This is a genomic window from Marinobacter sp. es.048, from assembly GCF_900188435.1.
GTDB lineage: Bacteria > Pseudomonadota > Gammaproteobacteria > Pseudomonadales > Oleiphilaceae > Marinobacter.
The window spans coordinates 1,373,457-1,388,583 of record NZ_FYFA01000002.1; the positions used below are offsets into that span (position 1 = coordinate 1,373,457).

13 protein-coding genes are annotated in these 15,127 nt (G+C 57.3%); 7 read left to right on the forward strand and 6 right to left on the reverse strand.

Going from position 1 to position 15,127, the window contains the following annotated elements; genetic code table 11:
- Window positions 1-61: 61 nt before the first annotated feature.
- Complete coding sequence (locus tag CFT65_RS17370; protein WP_088829306.1) at window positions 62-1,327, reverse strand: malic enzyme-like NAD(P)-binding protein; 1,266 nt, start codon at window positions 1,325-1,327, stop codon at window positions 62-64.
- A 215-nt stretch (window positions 1,328-1,542) separates the two neighbouring features.
- On the reverse strand, window positions 1,543-1,764 hold the full coding sequence (gene rpmE, locus CFT65_RS17375; protein ID WP_064230272.1) for a 50S ribosomal protein L31: 222 nt from the start codon (window positions 1,762-1,764) through the stop codon (window positions 1,543-1,545).
- Between rpmE and CFT65_RS18975 the strand changes: the two genes are divergently transcribed.
- From CFT65_RS18975 to hslU, 6 genes are all read left to right on the forward strand, one after another.
- Complete coding sequence (locus tag CFT65_RS18975; protein WP_141103823.1) at window positions 1,763-2,002, forward strand: hypothetical protein; 240 nt, start codon at window positions 1,763-1,765, stop codon at window positions 2,000-2,002. The genes rpmE and CFT65_RS18975 overlap by 2 nt on opposite strands.
- A 25-nt stretch (window positions 2,003-2,027) precedes the next feature.
- Window positions 2,028-4,202 carry a primosomal protein N' gene (locus tag CFT65_RS17380; RefSeq protein ID WP_088829605.1) on the forward strand — a complete coding sequence of 725 codons (2,175 nt, stop codon included), beginning with the start codon at window positions 2,028-2,030 and terminating at the stop codon, window positions 4,200-4,202.
- A 132-nt stretch (window positions 4,203-4,334) separates the two neighbouring features.
- On the forward strand, window positions 4,335-6,020 hold the full coding sequence (argS, locus tag CFT65_RS17385) for an arginine--tRNA ligase (protein WP_088829307.1): 1,686 nt from the start codon (window positions 4,335-4,337) through the stop codon (window positions 6,018-6,020).
- A gap of 5 nt (window positions 6,021-6,025) precedes the next feature.
- Window positions 6,026-6,664, forward strand: a complete 639-nt coding sequence (locus CFT65_RS17390; RefSeq protein ID WP_088829309.1) for an SPOR domain-containing protein — start codon at window positions 6,026-6,028, stop codon at window positions 6,662-6,664.
- Between the two features lie 90 nt (window positions 6,665-6,754).
- On the forward strand, window positions 6,755-7,285 hold the full coding sequence (gene hslV / locus CFT65_RS17395; protein WP_088829311.1) for an ATP-dependent protease subunit HslV: 531 nt from the start codon (window positions 6,755-6,757) through the stop codon (window positions 7,283-7,285).
- 12 nt (window positions 7,286-7,297) lie between these two features.
- The gene (gene hslU / locus CFT65_RS17400) at window positions 7,298-8,626 is read left to right on the forward strand and encodes an ATP-dependent protease ATPase subunit HslU (protein WP_088829312.1); all 1,329 of its coding nucleotides are present in this window, start codon (window positions 7,298-7,300) and stop codon (window positions 8,624-8,626) included.
- Between the two features lie 53 nt (window positions 8,627-8,679).
- Here the strand turns inward: hslU and CFT65_RS17405 are convergent, their stop codons facing one another.
- From CFT65_RS17405 to CFT65_RS17415, 3 genes are all read right to left on the reverse strand, one after another.
- Entirely contained in the window at window positions 8,680-9,921 is a 1,242-nt protein-coding gene (locus CFT65_RS17405) for a patatin-like phospholipase family protein (protein ID WP_088829313.1), read from the reverse strand.
- Between the two features lie 122 nt (window positions 9,922-10,043).
- Complete coding sequence (ptsP, locus tag CFT65_RS17410; protein ID WP_088829315.1) at window positions 10,044-12,350, reverse strand: phosphoenolpyruvate--protein phosphotransferase; 2,307 nt, start codon at window positions 12,348-12,350, stop codon at window positions 10,044-10,046.
- 15 nt (window positions 12,351-12,365) lie between these two features.
- A complete protein-coding gene (locus CFT65_RS17415) occupies window positions 12,366-12,896 on the reverse strand; it encodes an RNA pyrophosphohydrolase (protein ID WP_088829317.1) in 531 nt (176 codons plus the stop codon).
- 173 nt (window positions 12,897-13,069) lie between these two features.
- On the opposite strand from CFT65_RS17415, the gene CFT65_RS17420 reads away from it, so the two are divergent.
- Window positions 13,070-13,726 (forward strand): HAD family hydrolase, encoded by a 657-nt coding sequence (locus CFT65_RS17420; protein WP_088829319.1) that lies wholly within the window; start codon window positions 13,070-13,072, stop codon window positions 13,724-13,726.
- 8 nt (window positions 13,727-13,734) lie between these two features.
- Here CFT65_RS17420 and CFT65_RS17425 read toward each other — a convergent pair whose 3' ends face one another.
- Complete coding sequence (locus CFT65_RS17425) at window positions 13,735-14,931, reverse strand: class I SAM-dependent rRNA methyltransferase (RefSeq protein ID WP_088829321.1); 1,197 nt, start codon at window positions 14,929-14,931, stop codon at window positions 13,735-13,737.
- Window positions 14,932-15,127 lie beyond the last annotated feature (196 nt).

The following is a 15,127-nucleotide window of genomic DNA, read 5'->3' on the forward strand; positions in this document are numbered from 1 at the left end:
GCAAGCATAAAAAAACCGGCGGGATCACCGCCGGTTTTTTTGTATCAGCCCGAACGACAGATCAGATAATGTCGTCCATGGACTTGAGCGGGTAGTGCGCCGGGTATGAATTACGGGCGACCCCGGAATCCACGGCAGCGCGGGCAACAGCTGCCGGCACCACTTCAAGCAAACGGACATCCATTGGCTTGGGAATGATGTACTCTTTCCCGAACTCAAAGCTATCCACGCCATAAGCCTCGCAGATCTCCTGTGGCACAGACTCTTTGGCCAGCTCACGGATTGCATTGACAGCCGCCACCTTCATTTCCTCATTGATCGCGGTGGCACGCACGTCCAACGCTCCACGGAAAATAAATGGGAAGCCCAATACGTTGTTAACCTGATTCGGGTAATCAGAACGGCCGGTGGCCATGATCAGGTCATCGCGGGCTGCCAGGGCAACCTCCGGACTGATTTCAGGATCCGGGTTTGAGCAGGCAAAAACGATAGGCTTCGGAGCCATTTTCTTGAGCTGGTCGGCGGTCAGCAGATCCGGACCGGACAGACCCAGGAATACGTCAGCGCCATCGATAGCGTCATCCAGAGTACGTTTGTCAGTATCGTTGGCAAACATTGCCTTGTACTGGTTCAAATCATCACGACCAGAGTGGATCACACCCTTGCGGTCGAGCATGAAGATGTTCTCAGAGCGAATGCCGCAACTGATCAGAATCTTCATGCAGGCAATAGCGGCGGCGCCGGCTCCCAGGCACACCACCCTCGCCTCTTCAATCTTTTTACCCTGCAGTTCAAGGGCATTGATCATGCCGGCAGCGGTTACGATAGCAGTACCATGCTGGTCATCGTGGAAGATAGGCACGTTGCACTTTTCGATCAGAGCACGCTCGATCTCAAAGCACTCCGGCGCCTTGATGTCTTCCAGATTGATACCCCCGAAGGTGTCTGCAATACGCTCAACTGTTTCAATAAACGCCTGCGGGCTTTCGGAATTGACTTCAATATCGAAGACATCAATTCCGGCAAAGCGCTTGAACAGTACGCCCTTGCCTTCCATAACCGGCTTGCTTGCCAGCGGACCCAGGTTACCCAGACCAAGAATCGCAGAACCGTCAGAGATTACAGCCACCAGGTTGCCCTTGGCAGTGTATTTGTATGCGTTCTCCGGGTCCTTTGCGATCTCGCGGACCGGTTCGGCAACCCCGGGGCTATACGCCAGGGAAAGGTCGCGGGAAGTCTTGGTGGGCTTGGTGATTTCAACACTCAGCTTACCAGGCCGCGGCTTGGCGTGATATTCAAGGGCTGCTTCTTTCAGATCTTGAGACATTGCCACTGTTCCGTTTGTCACGTTTAAAGGTAATGAACCGCCGGAGCTTGCCCAGCGGAGCGCGCCATTATGGCCCGCCAGACCCGAAACGACAAGTGGCCCATGAACATTTTGCGAACAGTCAATAGTGCTAATTGCGTATGTATCTTATGAATACATGATGATTTCCAACCACAAAAAAAGCGCCCGAAGGCGCTTTTCCGAATCCAGTGCGATCAGTCTTTCTTGCCGCCGATACGGCCACCGAAGCGCTTCTGGAAACGGTCGATACGGCCACCGGTATCCATAACCTTCTGCTTGCCGGTGTAGAACGGGTGGCACTGTGAACAAACGTCCAGCTGCAGATCATGGGTGTAGGTAGAACGGGTCTTGAATGTATTACCGCAGGAACAGGTGGCGGTAATTTCTTCGTACTTGGGGTGAATACCTTCTTTCATGGCGAACCTCGCTAGGTCATGCCGCTACCTGATCGCGGGGTATCTTGATTACCCAGGCGCCAGGCACCGCATGTTTGAATCAATTGAAAAGACGGGGCACAATCATGCCCTGCCGGAAACAGACCGGGAATCTTACTTGCAATTATTGCTGCAGGCAAGCACCGCCCTGACTTCCGAACTCGCCCACCCCGGATTTTGCGGCAGGCCGCCGATGAAACAGGATAAGGAAATACCGTGACACCCGTAATCCAGTGGAGCACTCAGTGCCATTGATCGCACGCATTGCCCTGAATCGTCCGCTGCGTCGACTCTTCGATTACATCATTCCAGAAGAGCTTGAATTAACGCCGGGTCAGAGAGTGCGGATTCCATTTGGCCGGCAGCAGGCAACGGGCCTTGTTGTACAGATCGGCGTTGAGCCGCCCCCGGGAATAAAACTCAAGCCGGTGGCTGCGGCAATGGAGGATTGGCCTGCATTACCGAAAGAGACCTTCAGGCTTCTCAGCTGGGCTAGCGACTATTACCAGCACCCCTTGGGCGAATGCCTGTTCACTGCCCTGCCCCCGGCCCTCAGACGAGGGCGAATCGCCGAAGAAAAAACGGAACAGTGGTGGAATACGCACGACGACGGCGCGACACTCCCCACAAATGCCCATAAACAGAAGGCACTTTTCGATTGGCTGAACCAGCGCCCCCAAGGCGCACCGACAACAGATATCCAGAAAGCCGGGTTCGCCCGGGCGCAACTCAACGCCCTGCGTGAGAAGGGGCTGATCGGGACCGTTTCGCCACCCAGGTCAGAGACGTTCAACGAGACACCTGAACTTCTGGCCCGGATCCCCAGACTCTCCACGGCCCAGGCCTCTGCCGCTGAAGAGCTGGGTACTCCAAACAACGGGTTTGGCGCCTTCCTTCTATACGGCATTACCGGCAGCGGAAAAACCGAGATCTACCTGCACTACCTCAAGCAACACCTCGGGGCCCAGGATCAGGCTCTGGTACTGGTTCCGGAGATCAACCTCACGCCGCAAACCGTTGCCCGATTCCAGCACTATTTCGGCAGGCGGATCGTAGTCTGGCACTCGGCCCTGAACGATGGCGAGCGCCTGGCAACCTGGCTAAAAGTTCGCAACGGTGAGCCCGTTATCCTGGTAGGCACCCGATCGGCTGTGCTACTACCCTTCACCAACCTGCGCACAATCATTGTCGATGAGGAACATGACAGCTCCTATAAACAGGGCGAAGGTTTCCGGTATTCCGGCCGCGACCTGGCCGTCTATCGAGCGCATCTTAACAACTGCCCCGTCATCCTCGGATCGGCGACTCCGTCACTGGAATCCGTGCATAACGCGGAACAGGCCAAATACCGCCTGGTGAGGCTTGAAGAGCGTGCCGGTAATGCTACCCCGCCAATCATCAGTCTGCTGGACATTCGTAGTCGCCCTCTGGAAGGTGGCCTGTCCCGGCCCGCCCTGACTGCCATCAGGCAGACCCTGGCAAAAGGTGAGCAGGCGCTGGTCTTTGTTAATCGGCGGGGATTTGCCCCGATCATGATGTGCTTCGACTGCGGACACATGGTCGAGTGTCCCCGATGCGACACTCGTCTGACCTATCATCGCCGGGACCGGGCAATGCGATGCCATCATTGCGACTACCAAACGGCGGCCACCGAGCATTGCCCGAAATGCCACGGCGATGCCTTCAAACCTGTCGGCCAGGGTACCGAGAGAACCGAAGACATTCTCACCACTACTTTCCCGGACACACCAGTGGTGCGTGTGGATCGTGACAGCACACAGCGCAAGGGCAGCATCCAGGGCATTCTGAACCAGGTAAATACTGGCAAACCATGCGTACTTGTGGGCACCCAGATGCTGGCGAAGGGGCATGACTTCCCGAACGTCACGCTCGTCGTGGTGGTGAATGCCGACGGCGGGCTGTTCAGCGTGGATTTCCGAGCCCCCGAACAACTCATACAGACACTTCTGCAAGTCAGCGGCCGCGCTGGCCGCGGCACAAAACCCGGCAAAGTCCTGGTGCAAACCTGCCACAGTGACCACCCATTACTAAAAACCCTGTGCGAGGGACAGTATATCGACATCGCCGATCAACTCCTCAAAGAACGAGAAGAAGGGCAATTCCCACCCTTCCGCGCCATGGCTATTTTCCGCGCGGAAGCCGACACCATGGAAAAGAGCCTGCAAGTGCTGGATGCAATAAAGCCTCTTACCAATGCCACAGGCATCGAAACCTGGGGGCCGCTGCCGGCCATGATTGCCCGGCGCGCAGACAAGCACCGGGCACAACTCATCCTCAATGCTCGCAACCGGAAAAAACTGAACAGTTTATTGACCGGAATCTGCCAGGAGCTGGACCAGAGAAAGCTGCCTGCGGGGGCGAAATGGATGATTGATGTTGATCCGCAGGAAACAGGATAAGCAGAAAACAGATTCCAACCGGCCGGAGCCTTTTGCTTGCAGCCAAACTTTCCGCGATAATAGCCGCCTTCTGTTTTCAATGGGCCTCCTGCCCCGAACCTAATTCTCCTGTAAACCGAGTCATCTGACAGCATGAAAGAGACCGTTTCCGATCTGCTCCAGTCTGCACTGGCAGCACTCCAAGCCGATGGCACCCTGCCTGCGGACCAGTCTTTCACTCCCCAGGTAGGTAATACCAAGGACAAGTCCCACGGCGACTATGCCTGCAACATTGCCCTGGTTGCCTCAAAGGCTGCCGGTTGCCCGCCTCGAAAACTGGCGGAGGCGCTGGTAGAGAACCTGCCGGAGAGCAATGCGGTGGAGAAGGTGGAGATTGCCGGGCCCGGCTTTATCAACTTCTTTATGAGCACTGCCAGTGCCTTTGAAGTGGTCAACACCATACTGGATGACGGCGATCGTTTCGGCCGCAACAATCAGGGCCAGGGCGAAAAAGTTCAGGTGGAGTTTGTCTCGGCCAACCCCACAGGCCCCCTCCACGTTGGTCACGGCCGTGGTGCGGCGATCGGCGACTGCCTTTGCCGGCTGCTGGAAGCAAACGGTTACGATGTAACCCGGGAGTTCTACTACAACGACGCCGGGGCCCAGATTGATAACCTGGCGCTCTCTGTTCAGGCCCGGGTGAAAGGTCTGACGCCGGATGACGAGAGCTGGCCGGCGGACGGCTACCGGGGCGATTATATCGTTGATGTCGCCAAGGCCTACCTTGCTGGCGACACTGTTACGGCCGACGACCGCGAAGTGACCGCCAAGGCGGACCCCGAAGACCGCGACGCAATCCGCGAATTCGCCGTCGCCTTCCTGCGCCGGGAGCAGGACCTGGATCTGAAAGCTTTCGGCGTTCAATTCGATGTCTACTTCCTGGAATCCTCCCTGTACGAGGACGGCAAGGTTGAGGCCACGGTCAAACGCCTGCAGGAGAATGGCTACACCTACGAGCAGGATGGCGCCATGTGGCTGAAGACCACAGAGTTCGGCGACGACAAGGATCGCGTCATGCGCAAGAAGGATGGTGGTTACACCTATTTCCTGCCGGATGTCGCCTATCACCTCGACAAGTGGCAACGGGGCTTTACCACCGTTATCAACGAACAGGGTGCCGACCATCACTCAACCGTTACCCGCGTCCGCGCCGGCTTGCAGGCACTGAATGCGGGCATTCCTCAAGGCTGGCCCGACTACGTACTGCATCAGATGGTAATGGTGACCCGCTCCGGCCAGGAGGTAAAAATCTCCAAACGCGCGGGCAGCTATGTAACAGTCCGGGACCTGATTGATGAAGTGGGCCGCGATGCCACCCGATTCTTCCTGGCCGCGCGCCGCGTCGATTCACAATTGACCTTCGATATCGATCTGGCTCGCTCCCAGACCAATGAAAACCCGGTCTATTACGTCCAGTATGCCCATGCGCGCATCTGCAGCGTGCTTCGAAAACTGGCAGAGGAAGGTGTGCAGCGCGGCCGCAACGAATGTATTGGTGAGCTCTCACTGTTGACGCTGGATGAGGAAAAGGATCTGGCCAATCAACTGGCAAAATATCCGGAGCTCATTGCCAACTCCGCCGCGCAGCATGAACCGCATCATCTCACGCACTACCTGCGGGACCTGGCGGGCCAGTTCCATGCTTACTACAACGCCCATAAGGTATTGATTGAAGATACCGCCGTTCGTGATGCCAGGGTCAGCCTCTACCTTGCCATCCGGCAGGTTATCGCCAACGGTCTGGACCTGTTGGGCGTCAGCGCACCGGAAGAGATGTAACACGAATGTCCCGAGATTACGCCCGCAAGGACAGGCCCAACAAAGCTTCGGCCACGTCGCGCACGAAACCGGCGAAGCAGGCAAAGCCAAAAGCGGCCCGCCCAAAACCCAAGGCCAGTGCCCGTGCCCAGCACGGCAGTTTGTCACTCAAGTGGATTCTGTCCCTGGCTGCGGTGGGTGGTTTTATCGGGTTTATCTTTTATCTGAATTCCCTGCCTGCAAACCCGGGTTCGCAGCCGCAAACGGTCAGTGAGAAGCCGGCCCAGAAACCGGCGAAGACGCCCACAGAGACAGCCAAGGAAGAAGACAAGCCCGGGTTCCGCTTCTACGAGATGCTGCCGGAATCCGAGGTGGTACCGCCCAAAGTCGAAGAATACACGCCCGGACCAACGCAAACGGATTTCAATTATCTGCTGCAGTCCGGCTCCTTCCGCAGCAAGGAAGACGCTGAACGACAGCGGGCCCAGATCGCCTTCCAGGGTTTGCGGGCAAGCACCCAGAGGATTGACCTGGACAACGGCTCCGTCTGGTATCGTGTCAACGTTGGCCCTTTCACATCCCGAAGCCAGATGAATTCCGCTATCGACAAACTGGTATCTCTGAATATCCAGCCACTGGTCCGGAAGATCCCCAAGGAAGACTGATCTTTCAGGCTCGTTGCGAACACCTTGAATTCGCACCATAAGCCTCCATAACAACGGGATACCAATTTAAATCAGGCAATTGGAGCCCAAATGACTACCATTCTTTCCGTCAGGCGCGATGACGAAGTTGCCATGGGTGGCGACGGCCAGGTTTCCCTGGGCAATACCGTAATGAAAGGCAATGCCCGGAAGGTTCGCCGCCTTTACAACGGCCAGGTGATCGCCGGCTTCGCGGGCGGTACCGCAGATGCCTTCACCCTGTTCGAGCGATTCGAAGCCCAGCTTGAAAAAAACCAGGGCAACCTCACCAGGGCCGCGGTGGAACTGGCGAAAGACTGGCGCACAGACCGCGCCCTGCGCAGGCTCGAGGCCTTACTGGCTGTAGCGGACAAAACCGCCTCGCTGATCATCACCGGTAACGGGGATGTGATAGAGCCAGAACAGGGCCTGATTGCCATCGGTTCGGGCGGACCCTTTGCCCAGGCTTCAGCCCGGGCCTTGCTGGAAAACACCGACCTGTCCGCCCACGAGATAGTCGAGAAGGGTCTGGATATCGCCGCCGATATTTGTATCTACACCAACCACAATCGCACCCTTGAAGTGCTCTCCAAAAACGACTGATCCGGAGCGACCATGTCTGCAATGACTCCCCGTGAGATTGTCCACGAACTCAACAAACACATCGTGGGCCAGGAAGAAGCCAAGCGGGCGGTGGCTATCGCCCTGAGAAATCGCTGGCGCCGGATGCAGCTTGACAGCAGCCTGCGCGATGAGATCACTCCCAAGAACATTCTGATGATCGGTCCCACGGGTGTGGGTAAAACCGAGATTGCCCGGCGCCTCGCAAAATTGGCCGATGCCCCGTTTCTGAAAGTGGAGGCCACCAAATTTACCGAAGTCGGCTACGTCGGCCGCGACGTGGAATCCATCATTCGTGATCTGGCGGATATGGCCGTCAAGATGCTGCGCGAAGCAGAAATGAAGCGTCACGAAGAACGGGCGCTGGACGCTGCGGAAGATCGTATTCTGGACGCGCTGATTCCGCCGCCCAGGGATTTCAGTGAGGACAGCCAGCGCAGCTCCGATTCCTCGACCCGCCAGCTGTTCCGGAAGAAACTCCGGGAGGGCGAGCTGGATGACAAGGAAATCGAGATCGACCTGCGCAACTCCAGCGCCGGGATGGAAATCATGGCGCCTCCAGGCATGGAAGAGATGACTAATCAGCTGCAGAGCATGTTCTCCAACCTGTCTTCCGACAAGCGCAAAACACGGAAGATGAAGGTTTCAGACGCTCTCAAGCGGGCCAAGGAAGAAGAAGCTGCGAAGCTGGTCAACGAAGAAGAGATCAAACAGAAAGCCATTCAGGCCGTCGAGCAGAATGGCATCGTGTTCGTCGACGAGATCGACAAGGTCGCCAAGCGATCCGAGAATACCTCGTCGGATGTCTCCCGCGAGGGCGTCCAGCGCGATCTGCTCCCGTTAATCGAGGGTAGCACCGTGAGCACAAAATACGGTTCTGTGCGCACCGATCATATTCTGTTTATTGCCTCCGGCGCGTTCCATCTGTCCAAACCCTCGGATCTCATTCCGGAGCTGCAGGGTCGCTTGCCAATCCGCGTTGAGCTCCAGGCACTGACGCCCGAGGACTTCAAGCGCATCCTGACAGAACCCGATGCCTCCCTGGTGCAGCAGTACGAGGCACTGATGCTGACCGAAGGGGTAAAACTGACGTTCCGGGAAGATGCCATTGCTCGCATTGCCGAGGTTGCCTGGAAAGTGAACGAAAGCACTGAAAACATCGGTGCCCGGCGGCTGCATACCGTCCTTGAGCGGTTGCTTGAAACCCTGTCCTACGACGCCGGTGACAAAGTCACCGATGGCTTCGAGGTAACCGCTGAATACGTGAATGAAAAGCTTGGAGAATTGTCCGAAGACGAGGATCTGAGCCGGTATATCCTGTAAGCGTGAACCAGGGGTCAGATGAAACGGTCATCTGGCCCCTTACCCACTCAGGATTATTGCGCCTTTGAGAAGAGGTGCGACACGTTACCCAAGCCGCTCGCCAACCGCCCCTTCTCGGCTTTTTTCTTCCTCCCCTTGGCCACATACAGTGGCAGCATCTCGCCGTAAAGACTGGTACTGATCGTCCGCTGCTCGTCTTCAAGGCGATCCCGCCGAAGCTTGATGCCGTATTTCGCCAACTTGGGCTCCAGTTGATCGGCACGACCCAGAAGATCCCGTCGGGTCATCTGGTAGGCGTGTTCACACACCATTCTTCGCGACTGGAAGCTGAATACGTTGGAGAAGAACAGCTTGGCGTCGTCACGGGTAGGCTCAAACAGCAGAATGTCCTTGTCGGGATAATCCCGGGCGTACTGGGCAATGCCCGACTGCATCCTGGAGTACACCATGGTCCTGAAAGTCTGTGACAGAACATTCGGCATGCCTGAGCGGGTCAGCTCGCCCGGTTTCATGGAGCCCGCCCGAACCGCGGCGCTGGCATCAATCGGCACTTGAGGATTCACGGCGAAAACCAGGTCGGCTCCATCTTCAAAAGCGACAGATGCGTGCAACCCCTTGCGCAGGGTGCCATCCACATAATAGCGGCCGTCAATTTCCACTGGCACATACAGACCCGGCGACGCGGTACTGGCCTGAATGGCTTTCGAAATGGGCACATGGTCAAAGCCGGGAGCGCCAAAGCAAACGGCTTCGGTACTCTCAACATCGGCAGCCACTATGTAGAGGCTGCGCTTGAGCTGGCGGAAATCGTTGGTGCGGCCGAGCATAGTGAAGGCACGCTTGAGATACTCGTGCAAGCCCTCGTTATCAAACAATCCGGCCGGCGCTACCTGGGCCAGGATGGTCATGGCTTCCAGCAGACTCTGATCGTAGGGGTTGTTGACGAAGCGACTCACCGCCGTCGAAACCAGCCCGGGAATTGCCAGCAAGCGACTGCCGATCTCCCGGAAAGCCGGGCGATAGAAGACTTCCGGATGGAACGGGTGTACTTCCGCCTCATTACGCACGAAAATCCGGCACAATTGTGCCGTGGTCATCTGGTTGGCAAGATTCGCCGCAACAAAAGACCCGCCATTTACGCCCACATACACATCGATGTTGTTGAAATCGAGACCATCAAGCGCCTCATCCAGCGCCCTGAGCGCTCCGATCTCATAAATTCCGCCCAAAGGACCACCGCCACCAAGGGCAAGCCCGATGCGGGGAGCGGGTTTATGATCAACTGGCGAGCTCATAGCCTTCCCTTTTCCGGATAAAGAATGCGGGTCCTTCAGGCGGACCGCCGGATACTTCCATAGTCAAGATAACAACCGTATTTAGAGTGCACACCCTATATTGTCGGAATCCGCGCCTCCGATCAGGAAACTGCGGCCTCCGATACAGCCATGGCCGATGACTTACCGGGGCGCAGATACCGGCCAAAACCGGCATTTCGCAACGCCAGATCGACGCAGCTCTTGATCACGTGGGGTGAATCCAGCAGCAGCACATCTTCCAGTAACTGGATGGCCCACTCCCGGCTGACACTGCGAATGACTGACTTGACCTTGGGCAGGCTGGCCGCGTTCATGGACAGGGAATCGTAGCCCATGGCCATCAATAGCAGCGCACCACCTGGATCTCCCGCCAACTCGCCACAGATGCCAACCGGTTTGCCTACCGAGTGAGCGTCCTGGGCAATCCGGACCAGCGCCTGAAGCACCGCAGGGTGATATGAATGGTAAAGCTGGGCTACCCGTGGATTGTTACGATCCACCGCCAGCAGATATTGGGTCAGGTCGTTGGAACCAACTGACAGGAAGTCTACTCGGTCCGCCAGCTCCCGAATCTGGTAAACGGCAGCCGGGATCTCGACCATCACGCCCACTTTGGGCATGTGAATATCGTAGCCCTCTTCGCGAACCTCGTGATACACCCGGTAAATGAGGTGCAGGGACTCTTCCACTTCCGAGATATTGGAGATCATCGGCAGCATAATCTGAAGGTTGTTCAGGTCCTCGCTGGCCTTGAGCATGGCCCGGACCTGCACCAGGAAGATCTCCGGATGGTCCAAAGTAACCCGAATCCCACGCCAGCCCAGGAAGGGGTTCTCCTCCTGGATCGGGAAGTAGGTCAGCGCCTTGTCGCCGCCAATGTCCAGCGTACGCATGGTAACCGGGTTCGGCGCAAAGGCTTCAAGCTGTTCCCGGTAGTACTCACGCTGCTCCTGCTCGGAGGGGAACCGGTCCTTGATCATGAACGGCACTTCGGTCCGGTACAGACCGATACCTTCGGCACCGTGGGAGAGCGAGCGCACCACATCGGTCATCAAACCAGTGTTTACCAGCAGTGAAACCCGGTGGTGGTCCGTGGTTTCACAGGGCTTGTCCTTGAGGACCTCAAGCCCCCGGATCAGCTCGTCTTCTTCATCGCAGATTGCCTGATAATAGGAACGGAGATCTGCGGAGGGAGAGGCAAAGATCTGACCTTCAAAACCATCGACAATCAGTTCCTTGCCATCAAGTTGGTTAACAGGAATATCAACCAGCCCCATGACCGTAGGCACGCCCATGGCACGGGCAAGGATGGCCACGTGGGAGTTACTGGACCCTTTAACCGACACCAGCCCAACCAGTTGCCCCTTGGGAACCTCACCAAGCATCGCCGGCGTCAGCTCCTCGCTGACCAGTACCGTGCGCTCGGGGTAATTCAGGTGTTTCTGCTCGCCCTCCTGAAGATGAGAAAGCAACCGGCGGCCGAGATCCCGGATATCAACAGCGCGTTCCTGCAGGTAGTGATCATCCATCATCTCAAAATGACGGATGTACTGCTGAACCACCTGCTTGAGGGCGCCCTGGGCCCAGATCCCTTCCTTGATCTTGTTCGACACCTCACCAGGCATGGCATCATCGCCCAGCATTCTCAGATAGACATCGAACAGAGCCTGCTCTTCCGGGCGGAGCTGCGATGCCAACCGCTTGGCAACGCGCTCGATATCTTCCCGGACCGCTTTGACCGAAGCTCCAAACAGCGCCAGTTCCTGATCGATATCGTCGGTTGGCTTTTCCGGAACCACGTCAAGGTCAGCGGATGGATAGACGACAACGCCACTGCCGATGGCAACGCCCGGAGCACCCGGCACGCCATTGAAGCTGACATCGTGCGTCTCTTCTCCAGTCAGGGACAGGCCGCTGATAGCGCCTGTCGCTTCACTGTGGGCTATGACCCCCGCCAGTTGAGCGGAAACGGTTACCAGAAAGGCCTCTTCTCCCTCATCAAAGCATCGGGAACTTTCCCGCTGCTGGACAACGAGCACGCCCAATACCCGGCGATGGTGAATGATCGGAACACCCAGGAAAGAACGGAACCGCTCCTCCCCGGTCTCCGGGAAATAGCGGTAGCGCGGATGGGAAGGGGCATCTTCCAGATTAATGGGCTCCTCACGGGAGCCCACGAGCCCGACAAGGCCCTCGGAGTAGGCCAGACTCACCTGGCCAACCGCCTTGCGGTAAAGCCCCTCGGTGGCCATCAGAATGTAGCGGTTGGTGGCCGGGTCAAGCAGGTAAACGGAACAGACTTCGGTTCCCATGGCTTTCTGCACCCGCGATACAATGATATCCAGCGCCTCCTGCAGATCGCGGGCGCTGTTTACCTCTTGCACTAGACTTCGCAGAATGCTCAGCATGGCGGTGTCAGTCCGTCATTTCTGGTGTTCCTGTAAACGCTGATTCTGCTCCGCCCTGTGCCACTGCTCCATGTTGTAGAACAGCCGCGGCGCAAGCTCTCTCAGCGCGCGTCGATACACTTCTCGCTTGAAAGAGACCACCTGGCCCAGCGGATACCAGTAGCTTACCCACTGCCAGCCATCGAACTCCGGTGAATCCGTGCCGTCCACGCAAACCTGCGCGTCCGGCGATAACATCCTCAGCAGGAACCATTTCTGTTTTTGGCCCACACAAACAGGGTGGGAGTTTTGGCGTACCATCCTCCTCGGGAGTCGATACCTCAGCCAGCCTCGGGTGCAACTGATGATTTCCACATCGCTTGCACACAGGCCGATTTCCTCTCCAAGCTCCCGATACAGTGCATCCTCGGGGGATTCATCATGTTTGATGCCGCCCTGGGGGAACTGCCAGGAGTCCTGCCCTATTCGCCTTGCCCAGAGAACTTCTCCCCTGTGATTGGCCAGAATGATTCCGACGTTGGGTCTGAAACCGTCTGAATCGATCACGGCACAGTCCTCTCAAAAGTCGGTAGACCGGTACAAAAATTCACCGGTCGGATTTGTCCAAGTTGCTCTCATTCTTACAGAATCCCAAGGGTTCGGCAAACGCAGCCGTTGGGGACAGGTCATGGTAGACTTGGCGTTTTCCCGAAAGCCCTGTGATCACCGGAGGTAACCGCTTGACGCTCGCAATTTTTGATCTGGACAACACCCTTCTGGCCGGCGACAGCGACCACGCCTGGGGCGAATTTCTGGTAGAGGAAGGCATTGTCGATGCCGAGGAATACCGCCGAGCCAACGACCGCTTCTACCAGGAATACCTGAACGGCGAGCTGGATATCCTGCATTACCTCGGCTTTGCGCTTCAGCCGCTGGCCAGTCACAACATGGAGGAGCTACTGGCGTGGCGGGAAGCCTTTATGGAGAAAAAGGTGCGCCCCATGATGCAGGCCAGTGCGGATGCGCTGCTGGACAGCCACCGGGAGCAGGGTCACACGCTGATGATCATCACCGCCACCAACCGGTTTGTGACTGAACCCATTGCCGAGGCTCTCGGCATCGAACATCTGATTGCCACCGAACCGGAGTTGGTCAACGGCCGTTATACAGGCGAAGTGGCCGGCACTCCGAGCTTTCAGGATGGCAAGGTCACGCGACTGGATGACTGGCTGACCGCCCATAACAGGACGCTTGAAGGGGCCTGGTTCTACAGCGACTCCCACAACGACCTGCCGCTGCTGAAAAAAGTGGACAACCCGATAGCCGTTGACCCGGACCCGACCCTGGAGCAATTTGCCCGGGACAACGGCTGGAAAGTGATGTCACTGCGGGGTTAATGATAGGGTTAAAAGAACCCTGTCAGTGATCGGACAAAGCAGGATTTGATGTAATCGGTCTCGGGAATACCCGGAATCACCGGATGATCCGGGGCCTGATGCCCCTGCTCCAGCAACTGGACAAAGCGGTCGATCTTCCGGCCGCTACCCCGAATAATGTCCACCAGCTTGTCCTGCGAGAGGTGCATGGAACAGGACGCCGACACCAGAATGCCATCGCGCTCCAGTAACCGCAGACCGAGCTGATTCAGCCGGGCATAGGCCTCTTCCCCCGCTTTCTGATCCCTGCGCCGGGGAATCAGTGCCGGCGGATCCAGAACCACGACATCAAACTTCTCCTTCTCATCCGCCAGCGCCTTCAGGGCTTCAAAGGCGTCGCCCTCAATGGTTTCCACATTGTCGAGGCCATTGAGTCTGGCGTTGTGGTGGACGGAGTCAATGGCACCGGCCGAACTGTCGACACAGGTCACTTGAGTCGCCCCGGCGCACGCCGCCTGAATGCCCCAGCCACCGACATAGCTGAACACATCCAGCACCCGCTTACCCGGAGCATAGGCCTGCAAGCGGGCACGATTCATCCGGTGATCATAGAACCAGCCCGTTTTCTGGCCACCTTCCAACGGCACCTCGAACCGGACACCGTTCTCCTCAACCTCCAAGAGACTGATTTCGGCGCCATGGGCCTGCTCCACGTAGGTATCCAGCCCCTCCACCTTGCGCATCTTGCCATCGTTCTTGAGGATGATCGCTTCCGGATGCACCAGCCGCTGAACCGCCCGGACAACCGCTTCCTTCATTGCCTCCATACCGGCCGTGGAAATCTGCACCACCACCGTGGAATCAAACCGGTCGATCACCAGGCCCGAAAGCCCGTCACTGTCGCCGAACACCCACCGGTAAAACGGCTTGTCAAAAAGCCGATCCCGCAACGCAAGCGCCGCCTCCATCCGCTGGGTCAACCGCTGGGGCGTCATCCCATGGCCTGGATCGCGGCTGATCAACCGCCCACAGATCAATGCATGAGGATTTACGAACAATGTACCCAACGGCTTGTCATTCGAAGCCCTAAGCTCCGCCTGAACCCCGGCCTCAAACTCCGTCAACGGACTGCGACGAGTATCCACCTCGTTACTGTAAACCCAAAGATGGCCAGCACGGAAACGGCGCTCTGCGCCTTTGCGAAGATAGAGGACAGGGAAGTTCATAAGGACCACCAGGAAGAGGAAATTTCGGGGAGCGGATTATACATGAACGGTTGAGGACAACACCCAAGCTACTGGAGCAGGCGGGCAGGGCTTTCGAAAACCGTGCGGAGCCATGGATGGCGGAGCCCAAGCGCCCAAGGGATGGGCTGTAAGGAGCGTGTTTTCGAAAGCCCTGCCCGCCTGCTCAAGCACCTCA

Bases quoted from the DNA above. Each gene is read 5' to 3' on its own strand.
- CFT65_RS17370 (WP_088829306.1), bottom strand. From the start codon at position 1,327: ATGTCTCAAGATCTGAAAGAAGCAGCCCTTGAATATCACGCCAAGCCG.
- CFT65_RS18975 (WP_141103823.1), top strand. From the start codon at position 1,763: ATGGCGAACCTCGCTAGGTCATGCCGCTACCTGATCGCGGGGTATCTT.
- rpmE (WP_064230272.1), bottom strand. From the start codon at position 1,764: ATGAAAGAAGGTATTCACCCCAAGTACGAAGAAATTACCGCCACCTGT.
- argS (WP_088829307.1), top strand. From the start codon at position 4,335: ATGAAAGAGACCGTTTCCGATCTGCTCCAGTCTGCACTGGCAGCACTC.
- CFT65_RS17390 (WP_088829309.1), top strand. From the start codon at position 6,026: ATGTCCCGAGATTACGCCCGCAAGGACAGGCCCAACAAAGCTTCGGCC.
- hslV (WP_088829311.1), top strand. From the start codon at position 6,755: ATGACTACCATTCTTTCCGTCAGGCGCGATGACGAAGTTGCCATGGGT.
- hslU (WP_088829312.1), top strand. From the start codon at position 7,298: ATGTCTGCAATGACTCCCCGTGAGATTGTCCACGAACTCAACAAACAC.
- CFT65_RS17405 (WP_088829313.1), bottom strand. From the start codon at position 9,921: ATGAGCTCGCCAGTTGATCATAAACCCGCTCCCCGCATCGGGCTTGCC.
- ptsP (WP_088829315.1), bottom strand. From the start codon at position 12,350: ATGCTGAGCATTCTGCGAAGTCTAGTGCAAGAGGTAAACAGCGCCCGC.
- CFT65_RS17425 (WP_088829321.1), bottom strand. From the start codon at position 14,931: ATGAACTTCCCTGTCCTCTATCTTCGCAAAGGCGCAGAGCGCCGTTTC.